The sequence below is a fragment of the Nonomuraea sp. NPDC059194 genome, assembly GCF_042754765.1.
GTDB lineage: Bacteria > Actinomycetota > Actinomycetes > Streptosporangiales > Streptosporangiaceae > Nonomuraea.
This window is the reverse complement of sequence record NZ_JBHZBH010000038.1, coordinates 63415-84443: the sequence shown is the minus strand read 5'-3', so window position 1 is coordinate 84443 and position 21029 is coordinate 63415. Positions and strand designations below refer to the sequence as shown.

At 71.1% G+C, this 21029-nt stretch carries 26 protein-coding genes; 10 read left to right on the top strand and 16 right to left on the bottom strand.

All coding sequences use genetic code 11. The annotated features are described in order from the left end of the window. Positions 1-251: 251 nt before the first annotated feature. Positions 252-623 (top strand): helix-turn-helix domain-containing protein, encoded by a 372-nt coding sequence (locus ACFXJ8_RS34705; RefSeq protein ID WP_379648271.1) that lies wholly within the window; start codon positions 252-254, stop codon positions 621-623. A gap of 83 nt (positions 624-706) precedes the next feature. Next, on the top strand, positions 707-919 hold the full coding sequence (locus tag ACFXJ8_RS34700; protein WP_379648270.1) for a hypothetical protein: 213 nt from the start codon (positions 707-709) through the stop codon (positions 917-919). Here ACFXJ8_RS34700 and ACFXJ8_RS34695 read toward each other — a convergent pair. Beyond that, positions 911-1885 (bottom strand): helix-turn-helix transcriptional regulator, encoded by a 975-nt coding sequence (locus tag ACFXJ8_RS34695; RefSeq protein ID WP_379648268.1) that lies wholly within the window; start codon positions 1883-1885, stop codon positions 911-913. The genes ACFXJ8_RS34700 and ACFXJ8_RS34695 overlap by 9 nt on opposite strands. 120 nt (positions 1886-2005) lie before the next feature. Here ACFXJ8_RS34695 and ACFXJ8_RS34690 point away from each other — a divergent pair, with 120 nt between their 5' ends. Both ACFXJ8_RS34690 and ACFXJ8_RS34685 read left to right on the top strand, forming a co-directional pair. After that, positions 2006-2401 carry a RidA family protein gene (locus ACFXJ8_RS34690; protein WP_379648277.1) on the top strand — a complete coding sequence of 132 codons (396 nt, stop codon included), beginning with the start codon at positions 2006-2008 and terminating at the stop codon, positions 2399-2401. A gap of 77 nt (positions 2402-2478) precedes the next feature. Then, positions 2479-2955 (top strand): DUF488 family protein, encoded by a 477-nt coding sequence (locus ACFXJ8_RS34685; RefSeq protein ID WP_379648266.1) that lies wholly within the window; start codon positions 2479-2481, stop codon positions 2953-2955. A gap of 234 nt (positions 2956-3189) precedes the next feature. Here the strand turns inward: ACFXJ8_RS34685 and ACFXJ8_RS34680 are convergent, their stop codons facing one another. After that, positions 3190-3456 (bottom strand): helix-turn-helix domain-containing protein, encoded by a 267-nt coding sequence (locus tag ACFXJ8_RS34680; protein WP_379648264.1) that lies wholly within the window; start codon positions 3454-3456, stop codon positions 3190-3192. A gap of 79 nt (positions 3457-3535) precedes the next feature. On the opposite strand from ACFXJ8_RS34680, the gene map reads away from it, so the two are divergent. Then, positions 3536-4324: a type I methionyl aminopeptidase gene (map, locus tag ACFXJ8_RS34675; RefSeq protein ID WP_379648262.1), complete on the top strand. Its 789-nt coding sequence runs from the start codon at positions 3536-3538 to the stop codon at positions 4322-4324. A gap of 49 nt (positions 4325-4373) precedes the next feature. On the opposite strand, the gene ACFXJ8_RS34670 is transcribed toward map, so the two are convergent. The 6 genes from ACFXJ8_RS34670 to ACFXJ8_RS34645 are packed head-to-tail and all read right to left on the bottom strand — an operon-like array spanning position 4374 to position 8068. Next, positions 4374-4844: an SAM-dependent methyltransferase gene (locus tag ACFXJ8_RS34670; RefSeq protein WP_379648260.1), complete on the bottom strand. Its 471-nt coding sequence runs from the start codon at positions 4842-4844 to the stop codon at positions 4374-4376. Between the two features lie 13 nt (positions 4845-4857). Then, the gene (locus ACFXJ8_RS34665; protein ID WP_379648258.1) at positions 4858-5229 is read right to left on the bottom strand and encodes a DoxX family protein; all 372 of its coding nucleotides are present in this window, start codon (positions 5227-5229) and stop codon (positions 4858-4860) included. A 16-nt stretch (positions 5230-5245) separates the two neighbouring features. Further along, the gene (locus ACFXJ8_RS34660) at positions 5246-6043 is read right to left on the bottom strand and encodes an ABC transporter permease (protein ID WP_379648256.1); all 798 of its coding nucleotides are present in this window, start codon (positions 6041-6043) and stop codon (positions 5246-5248) included. Next, entirely contained in the window at positions 6040-6810 is a 771-nt protein-coding gene (locus tag ACFXJ8_RS34655) for an ABC transporter permease (RefSeq protein WP_379648255.1), read from the bottom strand. The genes ACFXJ8_RS34660 and ACFXJ8_RS34655 overlap by 4 nt, the downstream gene beginning before the upstream one ends. After that, a complete protein-coding gene (locus tag ACFXJ8_RS34650; protein WP_379648253.1) occupies positions 6800-7717 on the bottom strand; it encodes an ATP-binding cassette domain-containing protein in 918 nt (305 codons plus the stop codon). Before ACFXJ8_RS34650 ends, ACFXJ8_RS34655 begins: the two co-directional genes overlap by 11 nt. A gap of 60 nt (positions 7718-7777) precedes the next feature. Further along, positions 7778-8068 (bottom strand): antibiotic biosynthesis monooxygenase, encoded by a 291-nt coding sequence (locus tag ACFXJ8_RS34645; RefSeq protein ID WP_379648251.1) that lies wholly within the window; start codon positions 8066-8068, stop codon positions 7778-7780. A gap of 60 nt (positions 8069-8128) precedes the next feature. On the opposite strand from ACFXJ8_RS34645, the gene ACFXJ8_RS34640 reads away from it, so the two are divergent. Next, positions 8129-8761, top strand: coding sequence for a TetR/AcrR family transcriptional regulator (locus tag ACFXJ8_RS34640; RefSeq protein WP_379648249.1), 633 nt, complete (start codon positions 8129-8131; stop codon positions 8759-8761). 42 nt (positions 8762-8803) lie between these two features. Here the strand turns inward: ACFXJ8_RS34640 and ACFXJ8_RS34635 are convergent, their stop codons facing one another. After that, positions 8804-9325 carry a GyrI-like domain-containing protein gene (locus tag ACFXJ8_RS34635; RefSeq protein ID WP_379648247.1) on the bottom strand — a complete coding sequence of 174 codons (522 nt, stop codon included), beginning with the start codon at positions 9323-9325 and terminating at the stop codon, positions 8804-8806. After that, a complete protein-coding gene (locus ACFXJ8_RS34630) occupies positions 9322-10104 on the bottom strand; it encodes a MerR family transcriptional regulator (protein ID WP_379648245.1) in 783 nt (260 codons plus the stop codon). The genes ACFXJ8_RS34635 and ACFXJ8_RS34630 overlap by 4 nt, the downstream gene beginning before the upstream one ends. An 82-nt stretch (positions 10105-10186) precedes the next feature. Between ACFXJ8_RS34630 and ACFXJ8_RS34625 the strand changes: the two genes are divergently transcribed. Beyond that, positions 10187-10942, top strand: coding sequence for a MerR family transcriptional regulator (locus ACFXJ8_RS34625; RefSeq protein WP_379648243.1), 756 nt, complete (start codon positions 10187-10189; stop codon positions 10940-10942). Between the two features lie 28 nt (positions 10943-10970). Here ACFXJ8_RS34625 and ACFXJ8_RS34620 read toward each other — a convergent pair whose 3' ends face one another. After that, positions 10971-11756, bottom strand: a complete 786-nt coding sequence (locus tag ACFXJ8_RS34620) for a putative protein N(5)-glutamine methyltransferase (RefSeq protein ID WP_379648241.1) — start codon at positions 11754-11756, stop codon at positions 10971-10973. Between the two features lie 211 nt (positions 11757-11967). Here ACFXJ8_RS34620 and ACFXJ8_RS34615 point away from each other — a divergent pair, with 211 nt between their 5' ends. Further along, a complete protein-coding gene (locus tag ACFXJ8_RS34615; protein WP_379648240.1) occupies positions 11968-12603 on the top strand; it encodes a TetR/AcrR family transcriptional regulator in 636 nt (211 codons plus the stop codon). A gap of 3 nt (positions 12604-12606) precedes the next feature. On the opposite strand, the gene ACFXJ8_RS34610 is transcribed toward ACFXJ8_RS34615, so the two are convergent. Together ACFXJ8_RS34610 and ACFXJ8_RS34605 are read right to left on the bottom strand one after the other, a co-directional pair. Beyond that, complete coding sequence (locus tag ACFXJ8_RS34610; protein WP_379648238.1) at positions 12607-13434, bottom strand: alpha/beta fold hydrolase; 828 nt, start codon at positions 13432-13434, stop codon at positions 12607-12609. A 60-nt stretch (positions 13435-13494) separates the two neighbouring features. Then, positions 13495-14538, bottom strand: coding sequence for a DUF4037 domain-containing protein (locus tag ACFXJ8_RS34605; RefSeq protein ID WP_379648237.1), 1044 nt, complete (start codon positions 14536-14538; stop codon positions 13495-13497). A 150-nt stretch (positions 14539-14688) separates the two neighbouring features. Between ACFXJ8_RS34605 and ACFXJ8_RS34600 the strand changes: the two genes are divergently transcribed. Then, positions 14689-15030: a DUF3817 domain-containing protein gene (locus ACFXJ8_RS34600; RefSeq protein ID WP_379648235.1), complete on the top strand. Its 342-nt coding sequence runs from the start codon at positions 14689-14691 to the stop codon at positions 15028-15030. On the opposite strand, the gene ACFXJ8_RS34595 is transcribed toward ACFXJ8_RS34600, so the two are convergent. From ACFXJ8_RS34595 to ACFXJ8_RS34585, 3 genes are all read right to left on the bottom strand, one after another. After that, positions 14979-15719 carry a GNAT family N-acetyltransferase gene (locus tag ACFXJ8_RS34595; RefSeq protein WP_379648233.1) on the bottom strand — a complete coding sequence of 247 codons (741 nt, stop codon included), beginning with the start codon at positions 15717-15719 and terminating at the stop codon, positions 14979-14981. The genes ACFXJ8_RS34600 and ACFXJ8_RS34595 overlap by 52 nt on opposite strands. Beyond that, a complete protein-coding gene (gene purB / locus ACFXJ8_RS34590; protein WP_379648231.1) occupies positions 15716-17146 on the bottom strand; it encodes an adenylosuccinate lyase in 1431 nt (476 codons plus the stop codon). Before purB ends, ACFXJ8_RS34595 begins: the two co-directional genes overlap by 4 nt. A 64-nt stretch (positions 17147-17210) precedes the next feature. After that, positions 17211-20414 carry an efflux RND transporter permease subunit gene (locus tag ACFXJ8_RS34585; RefSeq protein ID WP_379648229.1) on the bottom strand — a complete coding sequence of 1068 codons (3204 nt, stop codon included), beginning with the start codon at positions 20412-20414 and terminating at the stop codon, positions 17211-17213. 112 nt (positions 20415-20526) lie between these two features. Between ACFXJ8_RS34585 and ACFXJ8_RS34580 the strand changes: the two genes are divergently transcribed. Beyond that, on the top strand, positions 20527-21009 hold the full coding sequence (locus ACFXJ8_RS34580) for a MarR family winged helix-turn-helix transcriptional regulator (RefSeq protein WP_379648227.1): 483 nt from the start codon (positions 20527-20529) through the stop codon (positions 21007-21009). The last annotated feature ends 20 nt before the right edge of the window (positions 21010-21029 follow it).

The following is a 21029-nucleotide window of genomic DNA, read 5'->3' as shown; positions in this document are numbered from 1 at the left end:
TTTTTTTAAAACACCCAGCCCCCCCCCCCCCTGTTTAGTGCGCCCATAAAATATTTTGTGGCCCCGCCGCCCCGCGGGGTGGGGGGGTGTTTTGAGAATCGTTCGATTCTCAACACCCCCACTGTCATTTTCCGAAGTCATGTGCACAACTGTCCTGGGATTTCCGGGGGCTGTGCATAGGTCTGCGAACAACCGGTGCATCCAGTCCTGTGCGCTGCGGTGCGTCTTGTTCCGTACTCGCATGCGCGACGGTGAGGTCCTGGCATGGACGGCGGGCCGAGCAGATCATCGAGCGGGGCGTGCTGAGCGCCCCGGTTGAGACATCGGACGTGGCGGGACGCCAGGCGGAGGTGATCGGCCGGCTGGCCGCCGAGCCGCGGGTGGGATTGGCGGCCGCGGACCCGGCGGCCGCTGAGCTGGGGATCTCGCGGCGGCAGGTGTACGTGCTGCTGCGCCGGTGGCGTCAAGGCGAGGGCGTCGTCTCGGACCTGCTCCCCCGGCGTTCCAGACGGCGGCCGAGGTCGAGGCGGTGCTGGCGTCGGTTCGCGGCATCTGGACCGGCAGCGGAGGTCGGCGACAGCGGCCTAGCAGGAGGTCGTGCGCCGGTGCCGATGCCGAGCTGATGGAGGTGTTCTCGGTGGGGCGCGCCTGGTTCTAAGCCGCGCGGCTGGCGCAACATCCGGCCCCGCGGCGGAGGATCAGTGACATGCCTAGCCTGAACGACCGCGACATGGCCTTCCTGCGGAACCTGCAGCGGGGCCAGACCGTCACTGGTCTCGTCACCGAGATCGCCACCTTCGGGGTGACCTTCGTGGATATCGGCGGCTTCACCGCGATCGACAGATCGGCAACGTCATCGCCGATTCCGTCACCAAACTCGTCCCCTTCGCCCCGCAGAAGGCGACAACTCTCAGGATGACACTCCGTAGCGGGAAGCGATCGCGGCGGCGCGGTTGCGCAGGGAGTTGCGCAACCACTGCGGGGCCAGGGCTTCCGCGTTCGTGGCGAGCTGCCACAGCGCCCATTCGGCGTGTCTCGGATCTTGGAAGGTCACCTCCAGCCGCAGCCAGCCGTCTGAGTCGACTTCTTCGGCGCGGACGGCCAGCGCGGTGCCCACCAGGTCCTCCCGCCGCGCCGGGTCCAGCCGTACCAGCACGGTGACTTGGTCGCCGCCGGTCCGAAACTGCGTGCTGCGTTCCTGCCAGGCCCGGTCCAGATCGACCCGGTCTGGTCGTTGTGCGGGTTCGGCGAGTTCCTTGGCGGCCAAGACCCGGGACATCCGGTAGGTGCGGTCGGCGCCAGACCTCGTGGCCAGCAAGTAGCCCCGGTCGCGTACGGTGACCAGGCCGATCGGGTCCACCGTGCGCCACTTCGGGCTCTGGCCCACAGCCGCGTAGTGGATCTGCAGCTTGTGCCCGGCGAACACCGCGCGCAGAACCTCGGCCGCTATGGCGTCAGGCACCTCCTCAGCGACCAGCCGGCGCGAGAGGAGGTCGGTCTCCGGGTCGATGAGCAATCGCTCGGCCGCGCCGGCCGCGGTGTCCCGATAGCTTTCGGGCAGCGCGTCAACCACCTTCAGCATCGCCGAAGCGAGCGCCGAGCCGAGGCCGAATGCCTGCGCGCCGCGCCGCGATCCGGCGACCAGCAGGGCAAGGGCCTCGTCGGGGTTCAGCCCGGTGAGCTCGGTCCGGAAACCGGGCAACAACGCGAAACCGCCGTGCCGGCCGCGTTCGGCGTAGACCGGGACGCCGGCTGCGGACAGCGCCTCGATGTCGCGCAGCACGGTGCGGGTGGACACCTCCAGCTCGCGGGCCAGCGCGGCCGCGGACAGCCGGCCGTGCTGCCGCAGCAGCAACACCAGCGAGACCAACCGGTCGGCGCGCATACGAAAACTCTAGCGAAATACACGACACAGGATGTCGTGATTTGTTGGGAGGCTCATCAGGCGGCTACCGAGCCGATCGACGTACGTGATGTCGACGAATCGAATGGAGCGAATGTGGCAATAGAGCGAACCGCGGTCAATCCGTGGGCGTGGTCGGTGGAGCTGGGCTACAACCAGGGTGAGATCGTCTCCGGGCACACCCGGACCCTGTACTGCTCCGGGCAGACCGCCATGAGCGGCGACGGCAAGCCCCAGCATATCGATGACATGGCGGCGCAGTTGGCGCTGAGCCTCGACAACCTGGAGGCCGTGCTCGGCGAGGCAGGCATGTCCCTCGCGAACCTCGTCCGGCTCAACGTCTACACCACCGACGTCGATCTGCTCTTCCAGCACTACGGCGTGCTGGCGGCGCGGCTGGGCGCCGCCGGGGTGGCACCGTCCACCACGATGCTCGGGGTGACACGGCTGGCGATCCCCGACCTGATGGTCGAGCTTGAGGGAACCGCCGTCGCGTGATGTGACCTCGCCGCCTCCGGCAGGGCTGCCGGAGGCGGCACGAGTAGTAGGCAGGTGGGTGATTTCCGGTGCTCAGGATGGCGACAATCGGCGTCTATGGCTTCGACGGCGAGTCCTTCCTGCAACGACTGCGGCAGGCGGACGTTCGTCTGCTGCTCGACGTACGCCAGCGCCGCGGTGTGCGCGGACCCGAGTACGCCTGGGCGAACTCACGCCGGCTGCAGGCGGCCCTCGCCCATGCTCGGATCGCCTACGAGCACCACCGGGAGCTCGCCCCAACCACCGAGTTACGCCAGCTCCAGTACGCCGAGGACGACCGCCAAGGGGTCGGCAAGCGCTCGCGCCGCGAACTCGCTGCCGAGTACACCCGCCGCTACACCATCGAGATCCTCGACCGCGCCGACCTCACGCCGATCGGGTCGGCGCTGCCGAGCGGTGCGACCGCGGCGCTGCTCTGTGTCGAGCGCGACCCCGAGGCCTGCCACCGCTCGTTGATCGCGCAGCGGCTGGCCGAGCAGTACCACGTCACGATCGAGCACCTGCGCCCGTTGTGAGCACGTCCGCGCCCTGCTCCCCCAGCCCGACGCCACCAGCTCCTCCATCGCCCGGCTGCTGAACGTCGGCCGCTCTACCTCTACAAGGACGTCCCCGAGCTCAAGGGCAACCTCGAAACCGTCGACGTCCCCGCACCCCGCGCCGAACTCGCCTCGGTCCAAGTCCAAGCAGGCGGCGCGGTATAGACCCGCTCACCAGCGAGAACACAGTTCATGATCCACTCATTGCCCGCGTCAGAGGCGTTCCAGGCCGGGGGCGGCGGGTATGAGGCGCAGGGCGAGTTGGTCGAGGGGGACCTCCAGGACCTCGGCCAGGGCCGCGATCGTGAAGAACGCGGGGGTGGCGATGCGGCCGGTCTCGATCTTGCGGAGGGTTTCGGCGGACATGCCGGCGGCGTTGGCGACCTCCACGATGCTGCGTTCGCCGCGGGCCTGGCGCAGCAGGTGGCCGAGCCGCTCGCCGCGTTCGCGCTCGTCGGGGGTCAGGGGTGGGCGCACCATGGCGCCGATCCTACCAAGCCATCCGGTATTTCTATCCCACCCGATGTGCGGGATAGAAATACCGGTATAGTTATCGCCCATGGTGGAGATCAAGACTGACAACGAGCTGGCGGCCATGCGCGAGGCGGGCAGGGTCGTGGGCCGCGCCCTGCAGGCCGTACGTGAGCACGCTGCCGTCGGCATGCGCCTGACCGAACTGGACGAGGTGGCCGCCACGGTCATCGCCGAGGCGGGCGCCCGACCGGCGTTCCTGCACTACCAGCCGCACTTCGCGCCGACGCCGTTCCCCGCGGTGATCTGCGCCTCGGTCAACGACGCGATCGTGCACGGCATCCCCGGCCGCTACCGGCTGCGCGAGGGCGACCTGCTCAGCGTCGACTGCGGCGCCTACCTGGACGGCTGGGCCGGCGATGCCGCCGTCTCCTTCACCCTCGGCCTGCCCGGCGGCACCCTCGGCCTGCCCGGCGGGCGGGACCTGGCGCTCATCGAGGCGGCCGAACGGGCCCTGGCGGCAGGGATCGCCGCCGCGGTGCCAGGCAACCGCGTCGGCGACATCGGCGCGGCCATCGCCGCCGTCGCCACCGAGGGCGGGTACGGCATGCCGGACGACTGGGGCGGGCACGGCGTCGGGCGGCAGATGCACGAGGACCCGAGCGTCCCCAACCACGGCAGGCCCGGTCGGGGGATGCCGCTGCGGCCGGGGATGGTGCTGGCGATCGAGCCGATGTTCGTGGAGGGCGGGGACGGCCGCTACCGGGTCGCGTCCGACGGGTGGACGATGCGCAGCCGTAGCGGCGCCAGAGCGGCCCACGCCGAGCACACGGTGGCCGTCACCGACGCGGGCCCCCGCGTGCTCACCCTCCCCTGACCCGCACCCCCGACCCACACCGCGCACAGCCCATGCACCCGTTGATCGGTCAGTAATAGCGGCTCATGAGTTCGCTCGCCCAAGCCGGCTGGATGACCGGGTGACGAGGGGCGAACTCGACAAGGTACGGCTTGACGTCCAGGATCGGCGAGCCGGACAGCGCGTCCAGGTCGGCGACGTGCAGGTCCAGGCCGTCCACGCTGAGCAGCCGGCAGCGGGAGACGCCCAGCCGGTTGGGGCGGTACGGCCCGCGGTGGGCGAAGACTCCCACGGGGGCCGCGCTCGGGTTGCCTCGCGGCGGGCGGGGCTGGCCGCTCACCGTGGACGGGTCGATCCGGTCGAACAGGAAGACGACCTCCAGGTGGGAGAAGTTCTCCAGGCCGAGCACCGCCGAGGCGGTGAAGGCCTGACCGTCCAGCCGGAGCACGGCTCGAACGTCGTGCCAGTCGTCTTCGTACATCTCGCTGCGACCGCCCGCGACGTGGCCGATGGGCCGCAAGGTCACGCTTTCCGAGGTCATCTTGGTCTCCAAGTCAGAGGGCGTAAGGGCCGAAACGCCCCCAGGCGATGATCGCAGCCAGGACGAGGAGCACGACGTTGACGGCGATGGCCGGCGGCTCCTTGCGGCGGGCGTGCGTGACGGCGGCGCCGATCATGATGATCGCCAGGCCGGTGGCGGCCAGCGGGGTCAGGACCGGGGCGATGCCGGTGACGGCGGGCAGGATCAGACCGAGGGCGGCGAGCAGTTCGACCACGCCGATCAGGCGGACCTGGCCGGGGCCGAAGTCATCGACCCAGGCCAGGACGGGCCGCAGCTTCTCCTTGGGCTGGGTGGATTTCATCACCCCGACCAGGCCGAAGACGACGGCCAGGACGGCCTGCAGTACCCAGAGGAAGACGTTCATGTCAGTTGCTCTCCTTTTAGTAGCGGCCGAGGGTGCCGCGGTGTCGGGCGAGGTGTTCGAGCCGGTTGAACGCGAGCACCCCGGCGGCCGTGATGAGCAGCGGCTGGGCCAGCAGCCAGCCCAGACCCCAGCCGGACGGGAGTGCGGCCAGGGGATGTCCGCCGAGCAGGATGTCGCGCATCGCCTCGATGCCGGGCGCGATGGGAACGATCAGGCGGCTGAGGAAGGCGATCGGGTCGGGCATGGCGGCCAGGGGGACGAGGGTGCCGCCCGCGATGGCGTAGACGGCCACCGACAGCTGGGTGATGATCTCGATGCGTTTGAACACCAGCGTCAGCCCGCACAGGATCAGAGCCAGCCCGCAGGTGCCCGCCGCGATGGCGGCCAGCGGCACGATCACCTGTGCGTCGAGGGGCAGGTGCCCGCCCTGGACGGCGATGGCGGCCGCGCCGGTGGCCAGCACGGCCAGCGCGGTGGGCAGGGCCGAGATCGCGGCGGCGGCCTGGCGGCCGAGGATGAGCGCGGCCGAGGGCAGCGGCGTCAGGTAGGTCTGTTCGAGCACGCCGGACTGGATGTCACCCAGGTAGCTCCAGAACACCCTGTTGACCTGCTCGTGGATGAACGTCAGCGCCACCATGCCGAGCAGCACCGGCGCCAGCAGCTCCGCGCGCAGCTGCCCGCGTCCCATGAACAGCACGATGAGCAGGTAGAACAGCGGAAACGTGATCATCTGGATGAGGAGTTCGCGCCATCCGGCGGCGAGGCCCAGCAGGCCCTTGCGGACTTCCGCGGCGAAGGCGCGGGCGAAGGTCATGACGACTCCTGCAGGGCTCGGCGGTGGTTGCGGACGAACAGCAGGCCGGCGGCGGCGGTGAGGGCGAGGGTGTGGGCAAGCAGCCAGGGCAGGGCGCCGCCGTTCCACAGCTCGGCCAGGGTCCGTCCCTCGAACAGGGTCTGGGTGAGCGCCTCGATACCCAGCGTGGTGGGCAGGATTCTGGCCAGCGCGGCCAGCCAGTCCGGATAGAAGGCCAGCGGCAGGAACGAGCCGTTCAGCAGCAGCACCAGCGAGGTGAACAGCGACTGCAGCGCGCCGATCATCGGCGAGACCAGGGCCAGAGCCGCCAGCAGGAACGTGAAGGCCAGCGCGTTGACCCCCAGCAGCACGGCGGGCAGGAGTGCCGCCCAGCGCAACGGGATCGCGATCCCGGTCACCAGCATCGGGACGAGGGCGGCCGCCACGGCCACCGCCAGGCCGAACACCGAGGCGGTGATCAGCCGGCCGAGCATCGGCAGCCACGGCGGCGCCGGGCTCATGTGGGCCTGGGCGAAGGTGCCGGCGCGTTTGTCGGCGATGAGGTCGGCCACCATCACCAGGCCCGCGTACTGCAGGAACCAGTAGCCGCCGATCGCCACCAGCGTCGGCGGCAGCAGATCCTGGCGCAGCTCGCCCTGGCCGAGGACGAACTGCAGGCCGAGGTACATCATGGTGCTGATCAGCAGGGTGATGACGTGGCCGAGCGGGTGGGCCAGTTGAACGCGCAGGCCCTTGCCGACCTCCGCGCCCAGGACGTTAAGCAGCACGGGGCGCCTCGTTCACCAGGGTGAGGAACACATCCTCCAGGTCGGGCTGCACCTGGGTCAGCGACTCGATGACGACCCCGTGGGCGCGCAGGCGCTCCACCACGTCGTACACCTCGATCGGGTCGCTCACCTGCACCTCGATGGTGGTGACGCCGTCACGGGTGACGGCCTCGAAGCCGGGCGGCGCCGCTCCCTCGATGCGGATGTCGTACCTGTCGCGTTCGCGGAAGCCGGCCAGCAGTTCTCTGGTGGGCAGGTCGGCCACGAGCCTGCCCTGGCGCATGACGGCCACCCGGTCACACAGCTCCTGGGCCACGTCGAGCTGGTGGGTGGTGAGCAGGATGGTGGTGCCGAGCTCGCGGGCCTGCTCGGCGATCCAATTCTTGACGGTGCGGGTGGCCTCGACGTCCAGGCCGAGCGTCGGCTCGTCCAGCAGCACGATCGGCGGGCCGGCGATCAAGGCGGCGGCGATCGCCACCTTCTGCTGCATGCCGCGCGAGAAGCCGCCGACCTTGTCGTGGCGCCGCTCCCACAGGCCCAGATCGGTCAGCAGGTCCTGGGCGCGTTCGGCGACCTGGGCTTTGCGCAGGCCTTTGAGCCGGCCGAAGTACATCAGGTTCTGCCAGGCCGACAGGCTCCAGTAGACGTTGCGTGAGCCTTCCAGCACCGCGCCGAACTGCGACATCGCGGCCGATCGCTGCCGTGCCACGTCGAAGCCGCCCAGCCGTACCCGGCCCGAGGTGGGGGTGAGCAGGCCGGCCAGCATCTTGATGGTGGTGGTCTTGCCGGCGCCGTTGGGGCCCAGGAAGCCGAAGACCGTTCCGGCGGGGATGCGCAGGGACACCTCGTCGACGGCCGGGGCCTGCGCCGCCCCGTAGACCTTCGTCAACGCTTCGATTTCGATCATGTCGTCTCCTCGCGGGGAGTCCCGGCCCCTGCCGGGGGCCGGGACGGGGGTCAGTGCTCGTCAGTGCTCGTCCAGGACCTCGATGTCCTCCACCGCGGCCTCGCGGGTCAGGGAGAAGGCCGCGTTGGCCTCGGCGTTGCCGGGTACGGCCTGGCGGGCCGCCTGCAGGCTCGCGGCCGAGTCCCAGCGCCAGATGCCCACCCATGTCTGCTCGTCGAGTCGGCCGAGGCGCGCCTCGGTGAGCCCGGGACAGGCCGCCCGGGTTGCGGAGACGAGCGCGGCGTGCCTGGCCCGCAGCTGCTCGGCGTCGGCGGGATCGGCCTGGAATCGGGTGACGGTGATGACCGACATCACTGAACCTGCTCTCTAGAGTTGACATCTAGTGACTGAATCTAGAGATAGACTCTAGCCATGAGTGATGTCAAGCGGGTGAGCAAGCGGGCCCAGAAGGCGGCCGAGACGCGGCGGCGCATCCTGCAGGCGGCACTGGAGCTGTTCGTGCGCGACGGCTACGGCGCGACGAACCTGCAGGACATCGCCACCAACGCGGGGGTCGCGGTGCAGACGATCTACTTCGTCTTCGGCAACAAACGCGCCCTGCTGAAAGAGTTGGTCGACGTCACGATCGCGGGCGACGACGAGCCGGTGGCCACGATGGACCGGCCGTGGTACACCGGCGCGCTGGCCGCCGGCACCGCCCAGGACATGCTGCGCGCCTACGTCACCGGCACGACCACGGTCCTGGAGCGTGTCGCGCCGATCGGCAAGGTGCTGGACGGGGCGTGCGCGAGCGACCCCGAGGTCGCCGCCCTGTGGCCGCAGGACGTCGACCCCCGGTATGTCGTCCAGCAGCGGGCGGCCAAGGCGCTGGTCGGCAAACCCGGCGCGCGGGCGGAGGTGTCGGCGGAGGAGGCCGCCGACCTGCTGTACGGCCTGCTCAGCCCCGAGCTGTACCTGCTGCTGGTGCAGGAGCGCGGCTGGCCGCGGGAGCGCTGGGAGCGGTGGGCCGGTCAGACGCTGCGCGCTCAGCTCTGCTCAGACTAGGGCCGGTCCTGGCGTTCAAGGCCCTGTTCGATCGAGGGGGGGTCAGGCGGTCGCGGCGCTCCTGACGGGCTGGCGCAGCACGGTGCGCATCTTGGCCGGGTCACCGTCCCGCAGGTCCGACAGGTAGACCTCGTGGTGCAGGCCGTTGGCCACCAGGTGGTGGGCGTCCATGTACTCCTGCATCGCCGCCAGCGTCACGTGCTCCTGGCTGTAGGGGCCTTCGTGCAGCATTTCCACGCACTCGCCCTCGGTGAAGGTGACCACCTGCACCCGGTCGACCGCCATCCCCGACGGGCGGGCGGCCTCCCTGGCCGCCTCCATCTCGCCGGGCTCCGGCGCGATGGGCAGCGGCAGGTGCAGGTGCCAGCGCCACTGCTGGCGCGGCACGCTCAGTGCGGGCCTGGAGTCCTCCACCCACCAGCGGCCTTCCAGCGGGCCGATGAGGGCGTTCATGGCGCCCGCGACGGCGTAGAGGGCGGCGATCGCCGAGGCGTGCTCGGTGCCGCCGGGTTCGCCCATTCCGGTGACGGTCAGCGCGGTGACAGGGCCATAGGTGGTCTTCACGAGTGTTCCTCCAAGGGGATCTGGACATGGGTGATGAGCTGGTCAGGCGCAGTCACGGCAGGGTCGGAGACGTACACCTCGCGGACGGGGCCGGCGGCGGGGTGGCCGCGTTCGGCGCACCACGACAGCAGGGCGTGGGAGGTCAGCGTGATCTGCTCGTAGGGGCCGAGGTGGGTGGCCTGGGCGAACCGGCCGCCCGGCAGCACCCGCGGGCTGGTGCCGGGCAGCGGGAAGCCGGTCACCAGCGCCACCTCGACGGTGCACGGCTCGCTCAGCTCCACGGGAAACAGCCCGATCAGCTCGGGCGCCCGCTGCCGCTCCCCCACCGCCCACGCGGCCAGCAGCCGCTCGACGCAGGCCGAGGTGGCCCGGCCGACGTCCAGGTCACCGGCGGCCTGCTCGGCCGTCACCGCCACCAGCATCGACGGCACCTCCACCTCCACGACACGGGCGGCGGGCAGGCCGTGCTCCATCACGCGTTCGAGCGCGGCCAGCGTGCGGCGGCGGCGTTGCAGCTCGGCTTCCAGGTCGTCGCGGACGTGACCGAGCGCGCCGGCCGTACCCGACAGGACCTGGCCGATGACCGCCAGCGGCACGTCCAGCGAGCGCAGCAACCCGATCGACAGCGCCTGGCGGGCCTGGGACGGGTGGTAGTAGCGGTAGCCGCTGTCCTCGTCGACGTGTGCCGGGGTCAGCAGGCCGAGTTCGGCGTAGTGCCGCAGCTGTTTGACGCTGAGCCTGCTGAGCCGGGCGAACTGCCCGATCGGCAAAAGATCCATGGCACCAGCATGGACTCTCCCCCGGCGGCAGAGTCCAACCACGGTTTGACCCTTACGTAAGGTGAGGGTTCATCCTGGGAGCATGAGTTTGTCGGTGGGGCAGGTCGCGCGTCTGGCCGGGGTGACGGTGCGCACGCTGCACCACTACGACGAGATCGGGCTGCTGTCGCCGTCCGAGCGCAGCGGCGCCGGCTATCGCCGCTACGGCGAGACGGATCTGCAGCGGCTGCAGCAGGTGCTGTTCTACCGGGAGCTCGGCTTCGGCCTGGAGGAGATCGCCGCGATCCTCGACGATCCGGGCAGCGACGAGATGACGCATCTGCGGCGCCAGCACGAGCTGCTGACCTCGCGCATCGGCAGGCTGCGCGACATGGTGGCGGCGGTGGAGATCGCGATGGAGGCGCGCAGCATGAACATCACGCTGACGCCCGAGGAACGGTTCGAGGTGTTCGGCGACTTCCGTCCCGAAGAGTACGAGGCGGAGGCCGAGCAGCGCTGGGGCGGCGGCAAGGAGTACGCCGAAAGCCGCCGCAGGGTCGCCTCCTACACCAAGGCGGACTGGCTGCGGCAGCAGGCCGAGGGGGCCGGCATCGTCGGCGACCTGGTGGCGACGATGAAGGCGGACGTGCCCGCCGACAGCGAGCAGGTGATGGACCTGGCCGAGCGGCACCGCGGGCACATCAGCCGCTGGTTCTACTCGTGCACGCCCGCCATCCATCAGGGCCTCGGCGAGCTGTATGTGAGCGATGCCCGCTTCACTGCCACGTTCGAGGCGATGGCGCCCGGTCTTGCCGCCTACCTGTGCGCGGCCATCCGCGCCAACACCGCCCGCCTGTGACCTTGTCGGTACGGCGGGCGGCGCGCACTCAGCGGGTGCCGATGACGACGGTCGCGTACAGCTCGTCGCAGGTGGCCAGACGGGCGCGCAGGCCGCCACCGGTGAAGGCGTCGACGGCGTGCGGCGCCTGCCGCTCGCTGCTCTCCACCAGCAGGCTTCCGCCCGGCGCCAGCCAGGAGGGCGCGGCCGTGATCACCCTGCGCATGACCTCGAGGCCGTCGCAGCCGCCGTCGAGCGCCACCCGCGGCTCGTGGACGCGGGCTTCGGCCGGCAGCAGTTCGACGTCCTGGCTGGGCACGTAGGGGACGTTGGCGATCAGGACGTCGACGCGGCCCATCAGGTCGGAGGGCAGCGGCGCGAACAGGTCGCCTTCGTGGACGTGCCCGCCAAGGCCGGCCAGGTTGCGGCGGGCACACCGTACGGCGGCCGCCTCGATGTCGGCGGCGTGCAGGTCGAGGTGGGGCACGGCGGCGGCGACGGCGGCGCCCAGCGCTCCCGACCCGCAGCACAGGTCGACGACGACGGCCCGCCGCTCTGACCCGCCCGCGGCCCTGGCCAGTTCGATCGCCTGGCGGGCGAGGAACTCGGTGCGGCGGCGGGGGACGAACACCCCGGGGTCGACGGCCACGCGCAGGCCGCAGAAATGCGCCCAGCCCAGGACGTGTTCCAGCGGCAGGCCGGCGGCGCGCCGTTCGACCATGGCGGTCAGTTCGGCGGTCGTGGTGGCGGTCTGGAGCAGGAGTTCGGCCTCGTCCTCGGCGAAGACGCAGCCCGCCGAGCGGAGGGTGGAGACGATGAGGGACAGCGGTGGCATGGGAGCCCTTTCAGAACATTGCCTGTGGGCGCTCCCCGCCGGTCACGCGCGTGTGGCGGCCCGGATGGCTGTGAGGTGGGAGCACCCAGCCTGACGTGGCGACACGGGTCTCACCTCCTGGGTCGGGGGCCTGCTGGAGATCGCCACGATACCGGAGCCGTTCTCGTGCCATGCACGCGGGGTGCCGTTCACGCCCATGTAATCTACGTACATGTCTGTAGGTAACCGGTTGACGCAGGCGGATCGGCGCGCCCGCACCAGGAACGCCCTGCTGGAGGCGGCGGCGCGCGGGCTGTCCACGTACGGGTACGCCAACCTGGTGCTGGAACGCGTGGCCGGCGAGGCCGGCTACACCCGCGGCGCCCTGTACCACCTGTTCGCGGGCAAGGAGGAGCTGGCGCTGGCGGTGGTGAAATGGGTCGAGGAGACCTGGAACGCCGAGGTGGGCAGGCTGGCCGCCGAGGCGGCCGACCCGGTCGAGGCGCTGCTGGCGATAGCGCGGGGCCACGCCGTCTACTGCCGCCGCGACGTGGCCCGCGTCATGATGACCCTGAGGGTCGAGTTCGCCGGACAGGACCATCCGGTCGGCCGCGCGATCACCGACATCGTGGACGGGCTCGTCGAGGAGTGCGCGGCGCTGATCACCGCCGCGCGCAAGGCCGGCGCGATGCCGGACGGTCCGCCGCCCCAGCAGACGGCGCACGCCTACCTCGGCGTGGTCGAGGCCGTGGCGATCGAGCTGGCCGGGCAGGCTCCCTTCGACGTCGAGCTCGCCGAAAGGGCGGTCCGGGGCGTGCTCGGCCTGCCGCCCGTCCCCTCCCCCGAGCCGGCCCTGAGGCAACCGTGACGCTCAGCCCGCCCGCTCGGCCAGGAAAGCGGTGATGAGCGCGGTGACCTGCTCGGGCCGTTCCAGCGGCGGCAGGTGACCGGTGTCGGGCAGGTCGAGGCGGCGCGCGCCGCCGATGCCCGCCGACAGCAGGTCCGAGACCTGCTGGATGCCCGGCACGTCGGCCAGCCCGTTGATCACCAGCGTCGGCGCGCGCACCTCGCCCAGCCGTCCCGCGGCCGGCGGATCCAGCAGCCGCTCCGCTACGGCGGGCCCGCGCCACATCCGCTCGAAGACGCCCTCGCACATCGTTACCGCCCGCTCCCACACCTGCGGCGGCAGGTCCGCTCGCCTGCGTGCGGGACCGGCGACCTGCCACAGCACCTGTGCCCGCGCCATCGCCGCCGCGTCGCCTTCGGCCACCTCGGCGCCGCCCTGGCGGTAGCGGGCCAGCCGCTCGGCGGGCACCGCGCCGTGCACGCGCTCACGGGCCTGGGCCAGCATTTCCTGCGGCCAGGTGTGGCCGGCCAGCCCGGAGGCGATCAGCACCAGCGCGCTCACCCTGGACGGGGCGGCCAGCGCGGCCTCCACCGCGTACGCGCCGCCCATGGAGCAGCCCACCAGCGTCGCCCGTTCGACGCCGAGGTCGTCCATCAACGCCAGCAGGTCTTCGTGATGGCACAGATCGTCCTTCGGGTCGGGCGAGTGGCCGTATCCGCGCCAGTCGTAGCGGATCACCCGGTGATCGGCGGCCAGGGCGGCGAACTGGTGGTCCCACATGCGGCGGTCGGCGATGCCCGCGTGGATCAGGATCACCGCGGGCCCGTGGCCCGCCACGTCATGGCTCAGCATCCCGGCAACCTAACGCGGTCGGCGGCGCGGTCGCGATCATGTTCGCGGCGGACTTGCCTTTCAGGCGGCCGCCTGCGACGGCGCGAGCGCGGCCATAGCCAGCGCTCTGGCACGGGCGGGGGTCCTGAGCACGTCCGTGTTGTCGCACAGCTGGTCGATGCTGCCGGTCGGCGGCAGCGCCCGCACGGCCGCATCGCCGATCGACTCCGTCAGGCAGGCGGCGAACCGGTCGCCGCCGATCACCCGGAACGGGCGGGTATGGAAGGGCCGCACGGCTGTTTCGAGCGGCGTGGTCAGGGCGATCCTGTTGTGCACGGCGGCCAGCCGCTCGTAGGCCTCGCACAACGCCTGCTCGCGATCATGGTAGGAGCGGGCCTGCAGCGCCCTGGCCAGGGCCTGGCCGAGTTCGGCGGCGCCCGACATGCGGGCCAGCGCGCTGCCCAGCCACTTGCCGTAGGGCGGATACCTTTTGCGTTGCAGCAACGCCAGCCGCATCACCTGCCGGGCCAGCCCGGCCGCCAGTACGGCCGAGCCCAACTCGTCGCCCACCTCGGCGCTCCTGCCGACGAACGACTCCTCGGCGCCGATGCGCCGCCACTGGCAGGCCAGCACGTGTCGCCACACGTCGTCGGGGTACCAGCGCAACGCCTGCCGTACCGGCTCCAGCTCGCCCAGCCCGTCGTGGAAGACCTCGCCGCCGGTGGTCTCGGCCAGCGCCTGCCAGGGCGTCGACAGCCAGTCCAGCGTCGTGATCTGCTCACGCGGATCGAAGCCGAGGCGTTCGTTCAGCCACCCGCCCATCTCCGCCACGGCCACGCCGTGCCGCGGCGTGCCCCCCTGGGCGAACACCGTCGGATAGCCACCGAAGGACTCCGGCAGGGCTGCCGTCACCCGCGCCTCCACCTCGGCGACCGCACCGGGCGGCACGAACAGCAGCACCCGCGGCCCCCAGTCGTGATCGGCGCTGCGTTCGGTGTCGAAGGCCTGCACCTCCGACCCGGCTCCGATCAGCGCCGCGCTGTGCGGCACGTCAGCCGTCAGCGGCGCCACGACCTCGCCGTAGAAGGCGCGGCTCAACTCAAGACCAGGCACAAATCCAGACATCACTATGTCAACTGTGCCTGACCGGGGCAGGAACCTCACCCGGTTTTCCCCCGGCCCGCTGACCGGCGCACATGCCGCCGCAAGGGGCGCCACATCCTGCCGTTAGGCTGACTGACGGTCCCCCCGAAACCCAATGAAAGGGCCCTTGTTGTGCTGCGCCTGTTCCGTGCCGTCGCCATCGCCGAGGCCTTCTCCTGGGTCGGCCTGCTGGCCGGCATGTACGTCAAGTACATCGCCCAGGCAAGCGAGATCGGGGTGAAGGTGTTCGGGCCGATCCACGGCGGCCTGTTCCTGCTGTACGTGGCCGCCGTGCTGCTGGTGGCGCGCGAGCGGGGCTGGTCGCGCGCCACCGTCGTGGTCGGCCTGGTGTGCGCGGTGCCGCCGCTGGCGACGATCTGGTTCGAGCGCCGCCAGATGCGCCGCGAACGCCGGCGGCCCCCTCAGGCCGCCGCGGCCGAGACGGCCGCCACCGCCACAGGCCGGCGCCGGTAGCCGAGCGCCGCATACAGGCCGAGCGCGGCGGCGTTGCCGTCGTCGACCATCAGCGCCGCCCTGCCGTGGGCGGCCACCAGCCGCCCGCTGAGCCACCGGCACACCCGCCCGGCCAGCCCTCGGCCGCGCTGGGCGGCGGCGGTGGCCACCCCCGCCATGAACCCGACCGTCGGCGCGCTCCAGGCGTCGGCGGCCACCGCCGCCAGAGCGCCGTCCACCCGCGCTCCCGCCCACCGGGCCACGCCCGGCAGGCCGGGCGTGGCGAAGGCGGTGGGGGCGTCGGCGGCCAGCAACCGGGTGATCTCGCCGTCGAAGGAGCCTTCCAGCCAGGACACGCCGTCGCTGGGGCCGATCGGCAACTGGTCCAGGCTCATCCAGGAAAAACCATGCGTGCGCTCCACGCCCTCCACCCGGTCGATGACCTCCCCCATCAGGGTGGTTTCGCCGAAGGGGCGGTAGCCGGGGCCGAGTTCGGCCAGCGCGTGCCGCACCAGATCGGCGGCGTCAGCCGGGTGCCCCCACACCGCGATCCGGTCGCGGCGGCAGATGTCGGGCGCGGCGGCCAGCACCGCCTGACCGCCCGCCCACGCCCGCGCCCCGCCGGTCAGATCCTGGGCGGCCCACACCACCAGGTCGTCATCGTCGCAGGCGGCCGCGACCTGCCGCGGCGTGACAAGCTCATGGATCACAGGATGGCGCCGGGAGCGTAGGCGGCGGCCTGGGGGTAGCGGGCGAGGATCTGGGCGACCTGCCGGCAGACGGCCTCGACCTGGTCGGCGGCGGCGCCGGTGAAGGAGACCCGGTCAGCCAGCAGCCCCTCCAGCTCAGCGCGCTCCAGCGGGAACCGCTCGTCGGCCGCCAGCCGCTCCAGCAGCTCGTTGGCGGCGCCCTGCGAGCGCATCGCCAGCGCCGAGGCCACGGCGTGCTCCTTGATCACCTCGTGGGCCTGCTCGCGGCCCACGCCAGCGCGCACCGCGGCCATCAGCATCTTCGTGGTGGCCAGGAACGGCAGGTAGCGGTCCAGCTCGGTGGCGATGACCGCGGGGAAGGCGCCGAACTCGGCCAGCACCGTCAGCATCGTCTCCATCAGCCCGTCGAAGGCGAAGAACGCATCAGGCAGCGCGACCCTGCGCACCACCGAACACGACACATCCCCCTCGTTCCACTGGTCGCCCGCCAGCTCGGCCGTCATGGAGGCGTACCCGCGCAGGATCACCGTCAGGCCGTTGACGCGCTCGCACGAGCGGGTGTTCATCTTGTGCGGCATCGCCGAGGAGCCGACCTGCCCCTCCTTGAACCCCTCGGTCACCAGCTCGTGGCCGGCCATCAGCCGGATCGTCTTGGCCAGCGAGCTGGGGGCGGCCGCCAGCTGCACCAGCGCGCTGACCACCTCGAAGTCGAGCGAGCGCGGGTAGACCTGCCCGACGCTGGTCAGGCGGTGCTCGAAGCCCAGGTGGGCGGCCACGCCGTCCTCCAGCGCCGCCAGCTTGGCGCGGTCGCCGCCCAGCAGGTCGAGCATGTCCTGGGCGGTGCCGACCGGGCCCTTGATGCCGCGCAGCGGGTAGCGGGCGATCAGCTCCTCCAGCCTGGCGAAGGCCACCAGCAGCTCGTCGGCCGCGCTGGCGAACCGCTTGCCGAGGGTGGTGGCCTGGGCGGCGACGTTGTGGGAACGGCCCGCCATCACCGCCGCCTCGTGCTGCTCGGCCAGCTGCGCCAGCCGCGCCAGCAGCGCGACCGTGCGATCGCGAACCAGGATCAGGCTGTCGCGGATCTGCAGCTGCTCGACGTTCTCGGTCAGGTCACGCGAGGTCATGCCCTTGTGGACGTGCTCGTGCCCGGCCAGCGCGTTGAACTCCTCGATCCGCGCCTTCACATCGTGCCTGGTCAGCCGCTCCCGCTCGGCGATGGAGGCCAGATCGACGTGCTCGAGGACCTTCTCGTAGTCGTCGATGGCCTGCGGCGGCACCGCCACCCCCAGCTCGGCCTGGGCCTTCAGCACCGCCAGCCACAGCCGCCGCTCGGCGACGACCTTCGAGGTGGGAGACCACAGGCGGGCCAGCTCGGCGGAGGCGTAGCGGGCGGCCAGAACGTTCGGGATGCGCGGCTTGGAAGTCACGTTGCCCCAGTGTATTGGCCCGCCGTGACCGGGTCACGGCGGGCCCGCAGTGCCGCCCGGTGCCCTACGCGGGGGCGCCCACCTTCTGCTCGGCCCGCTCCGGCGAGGCGGGCCGGCGGCGCAGCCGCTCCTTGGTCCGCTCCACCATCGTGTACAGCGTCGGCACCAGCACCAGCGTCAGCAGCGTCGAGGAGATCAGCCCGCCGATCACCACGATCGCCAGCGGCTGAGAGATGAACCCGCCGGAGCCGGTCACGCCCAGCGCCATCGGCGTCAGCGCGCAGATCGTCGCCACGGCCGTCATCAGGATCGGCCGCAGCCTTCGCCTGCCGCCCTCGATCACCGCCTCCACCACGCCCATGCCCTGGTCCCGGTACTGGTTGACCAGGTCGATCAGCACGATCGCGTTGGTCACCACGATGCCGATCAGCATCAGCATGCCGATCAGGGCCGGCACGCCCATCGGCGTACCGGTGGCCAGCAGCAGGCCCAGCGCGCCGGTGGCCGCGAACGGCACCGACACCAGCAGGATCAGCGGCTGCACGAAGCTCCGGAACGTCGCCACCATGATCATGAAGACGATCGCGATCGCCGCCAGCATCGCCACGCCCAGATCGGCGAAGGCGTCGGCCTGGTCGGCCGAGACGCCGCCGATGGTGTAGGAGGCGCCCGCCGGCAGCGCCAGCCCGTCCAGCTTGTCGCGCAGCGCCTGGGTGAGGCTGCCCAGGTCGCTGGCCGAGGCGTTGGCCGAGACCGTCGCCGACCGCTTGCCGTCGATCCTGGTGATCTGCGTGGGCCCGTCGACCTGTGACACCTTCGCCACCTGCGACACCTTCACCGGGCCGATCTTGAGCTTCTCGACCTCTTCGACGTCGGCGGGGGCGTCGCCGCCGCGCAGGATCAGGTCGCCGGCGATGCCGTCCAGCGTCAGCTGGCCCAGCGGCGCGCCCCGGAAGGCCTGGGCCACCACCTGCGCGACCTGCGCCTCGCTGACGCCCTTGTCGGCCGCCTTCTTCCGGTCGACGACCACCTCGATGCGCGGCGCGCTGGAGACCAGGTCGGAGGAGACGTCCCGCAGCCCCCGCACCTGCCCGACGGCCGTGCTCACCTGCTCGGCGGCGCGGCGCAGCGTGTCGGGGTCGGGACCCTGGACGATCACCGCGATCGAGTCGGAGGCGAAACCGCCGCCCTGTGCGCCGACGCTGACCTCGCCGACGTCCGACAGGCCCTTCAGCTCCGCGCGCAGCCGCTCCTCCACCTTCGCGCTGTCGACGCCCTCGGCGACCGTCACCGAGTAGGAGGCCCGGTCGGCGCCGCCGCCGGCGCCGCCGGTCATCGCGTTGCCGCCGCCCACGTTGACCTGGTACGACTGCACGCCGTCCAGACCGGTCAGCACCTTCTCCACCTTTTTGGCCGCCTTGTCGGTGGCTGCGAGGTCGGTGCCGGCGGGCATCTTCTGGCTCAGCGAGATCGTGTCCTGGCCGGAGGAGTCGATGAAGTTGGTCTCCAGCCTGCCCGCCAGGCCCATGGTGCCCGCGAACACCACCACGCCGATCAGCAGCGTCACCAGCCGCCTGCGGGTGGCGAAGCGCAGCACCGGCAGATACATCCGCTGCAGCGGGCTGCGCAGTTCCTTGGCCTCGGCCGCCTCGCGCACCGCCCGCGCCTGCTCAGGCTCCAGCGCCGGCGCCTTCAAAAACCAGTAGGCCAGCACCGGGATCACCGTCAGCGACACCAGCAGCGAGGCCAGCAGCGCCACCGTCACCGTCATCGCGAACGGCGCGAACAGCTCGCCCACCATGCCGCCGACGAACGCGATCGGCGCGAAGACCGCCACCGTCGTCAGCGTCGAGGCCGTCACCGCGCCCGACACCTCCCGCACCGCGGCCGTCACCGCGGTGCGTTTGGGCTCGCCATAGCCGAGATGACGCTTGATGTTCTCCAGCACCACGATCGAGTCGTCGACCACGCGGCCCACCGCGATCGTCAGCGCGCCCAGCGTCAGCATGTTCAGCGAGTAGTCGCCCGCCCACAGCGCGATCAGCGCGATCACCACCGACAGCGGGATCGACACCGCCGTCACCAGCGTCGAACGCACCGACAGCAGGAACACCAGGATCACCAGCACGGAGAAGGCCAGGCCCAGCAGACCCTCGGTCGTCAGATCCTCGATCGAACGCTCCACGTAGGGGGCCTGGTCGAAGATGACCGTCGCCGTGGCGCCCAGCGCCGACTCCAGCTTCGGCAGCTTCTCCCGTACGGCATGCGAGATCGCCACCGCGTTGCCGTCCGGCTTCATCGTCACCGACACGCCCAGGCTCGGCTCGCCGTTGGTGCGCGTCAACGTGGTCGCCTCGCTCTTGCGCCGCTCGATGTCGGCCACGTCGCCGAGCTTGACGGGCTTGAGCGGTTTGGGCGGCTTCGGCGCGGCCTGTACCGGCGCCTGGCCCTGCGCCTGTGCTTGTGCCCGAGCCTGCGCCTGTGCCTGAGCTTGGGCCTGGGCGGGGATGGCCGCCTGCGCAGGGGCGGCCGGCACCAGATACAGCTCCTTCAGCGCCTCGATCGACTCGATTCGCGAGCCGACCTGCACCGTCAGCGCCCTGCCCGACTCCTTCAGCGTGCCCGCCGGCACCGGGGTCCCGTTGGCCTTGAGCACCTCGGGGATCTGCGCCGCCGTCACACCCTTGTCGGCCATCTTCTCGGCGTCGGGTGTGATCACCACCTGCTCGTCCCTGGCGCCGGTGACCTCCGCCTCGCGCACCCCTTCGATGCCCTGCAGCTCCGGCACCATGACGCGGCCCAGCTTGTCGGCCATCGCCCGCTCGTCGCCGCCGTCACCGACCGCCAGCACCAGCACCGGGATGTCGTCGGTGTTGCCGGCCACCACCTGCGGGTCGACGCCGTCGGGCAGTTGCGCCCTGATCCGGCCGATCGCCGTCTGCATCGAGGCCACCGACTCCTCGATGTCGGTGCCGTAGGCGAAGGAGACCTGGACCTGCGCCAGCCCCTCCTTGGAGGTCGAGGTCATCTCCTCCAGGCCGTCGATGCCGGAGAAGGAGTCCTCGATCGGCTTGGTGACCTGGTCCTCGACGATCTCGGGAGAGGCGCCGGCGTAGGGCGCGATGACGAACGCGCCGGGAAACGACAGCGACGGCAGCAACTGCTGCTTCAGCTGCGGGATCGTGAAGGCGCCGAACGCGCTCAACACGATCGCCACCAATATGACGAGACTGCGGTTGGCAAGGCTCAACCGGGCCAGAGCTGTCATCCGGGGTCCTTAACAGGCAAAGGGCAAAGAATTCGCCACAGACTAACACTTTGCCTTGCACGAATATTTAGCCGCGCTCACGTTTCCTGATAACCTTCTCAGGAAGCGAGAGGTGAGAGTGGACGACGAACGCGACGACCTGATCAGGCAGATCAGCGACACCCAGCGCACCATCGGCCGCCTCTTCGCGCAGGACCGGTCCTCGCCCCTGTTCCGCTCCAACCTGACGATGCGCCAGCTCAAGGTCGTCATCGTGCTGGCCTGCACCGGCTCGGCCTCCGGCCAGGACCTGGCCGCCAACCTCGGTGTCGGCCTGGCCACCGTCACCGGCATCGTCGACCGCCTCATCGGCCACGGCCTGGTCACCCGCCGCGAAGACCCCCACGACCGCCGGGTGCGCCGCGTCGAGCTCACCGACCAGGGCCGCGCCCTCGTCGAACAGATCAACGACACCGGGCTGCGCCACTACCGGCGCATCATGCGGCATCTCGACACCGACACCCTGCGCACGCTGGCCGAGATCACCGCCAAGATCGCCGCCATCGCCGCCGACCTGCCCCCCTGGCACGACGACGAAGCCCCCGCCGCGAGATAGGCCTGCCGTTCTATTTCGCC

Bases quoted from the DNA above. Each gene is read 5' to 3' on its own strand.
- ACFXJ8_RS34700 (WP_379648270.1), top strand. From the start codon at position 707: ATGCCTAGCCTGAACGACCGCGACATGGCCTTCCTGCGGAACCTGCAG.
- ACFXJ8_RS34695 (WP_379648268.1), bottom strand. From the start codon at position 1,885: ATGCGCGCCGACCGGTTGGTCTCGCTGGTGTTGCTGCTGCGGCAGCAC.
- ACFXJ8_RS34685 (WP_379648266.1), top strand. From the start codon at position 2,479: ATGGCGACAATCGGCGTCTATGGCTTCGACGGCGAGTCCTTCCTGCAA.
- ACFXJ8_RS34680 (WP_379648264.1), bottom strand. From the start codon at position 3,456: ATGGTGCGCCCACCCCTGACCCCCGACGAGCGCGAACGCGGCGAGCGG.
- map (WP_379648262.1), top strand. From the start codon at position 3,536: ATGGTGGAGATCAAGACTGACAACGAGCTGGCGGCCATGCGCGAGGCG.
- ACFXJ8_RS34670 (WP_379648260.1), bottom strand. From the start codon at position 4,844: ATGACCTCGGAAAGCGTGACCTTGCGGCCCATCGGCCACGTCGCGGGC.
- ACFXJ8_RS34665 (WP_379648258.1), bottom strand. From the start codon at position 5,229: ATGAACGTCTTCCTCTGGGTACTGCAGGCCGTCCTGGCCGTCGTCTTC.
- ACFXJ8_RS34660 (WP_379648256.1), bottom strand. From the start codon at position 6,043: ATGACCTTCGCCCGCGCCTTCGCCGCGGAAGTCCGCAAGGGCCTGCTG.
- ACFXJ8_RS34650 (WP_379648253.1), bottom strand. From the start codon at position 7,717: ATGATCGAAATCGAAGCGTTGACGAAGGTCTACGGGGCGGCGCAGGCC.
- ACFXJ8_RS34645 (WP_379648251.1), bottom strand. From the start codon at position 8,068: ATGTCGGTCATCACCGTCACCCGATTCCAGGCCGATCCCGCCGACGCC.
- ACFXJ8_RS34640 (WP_379648249.1), top strand. From the start codon at position 8,129: ATGAGTGATGTCAAGCGGGTGAGCAAGCGGGCCCAGAAGGCGGCCGAG.
- ACFXJ8_RS34630 (WP_379648245.1), bottom strand. From the start codon at position 10,104: ATGGATCTTTTGCCGATCGGGCAGTTCGCCCGGCTCAGCAGGCTCAGC.
- ACFXJ8_RS34625 (WP_379648243.1), top strand. From the start codon at position 10,187: ATGAGTTTGTCGGTGGGGCAGGTCGCGCGTCTGGCCGGGGTGACGGTG.
- ACFXJ8_RS34620 (WP_379648241.1), bottom strand. From the start codon at position 11,756: ATGCCACCGCTGTCCCTCATCGTCTCCACCCTCCGCTCGGCGGGCTGC.
- ACFXJ8_RS34615 (WP_379648240.1), top strand. From the start codon at position 11,968: ATGTCTGTAGGTAACCGGTTGACGCAGGCGGATCGGCGCGCCCGCACC.
- ACFXJ8_RS34610 (WP_379648238.1), bottom strand. From the start codon at position 13,434: ATGCTGAGCCATGACGTGGCGGGCCACGGGCCCGCGGTGATCCTGATC.
- ACFXJ8_RS34605 (WP_379648237.1), bottom strand. From the start codon at position 14,538: ATGTCTGGATTTGTGCCTGGTCTTGAGTTGAGCCGCGCCTTCTACGGC.
- ACFXJ8_RS34585 (WP_379648229.1), bottom strand. From the start codon at position 20,414: ATGACAGCTCTGGCCCGGTTGAGCCTTGCCAACCGCAGTCTCGTCATA.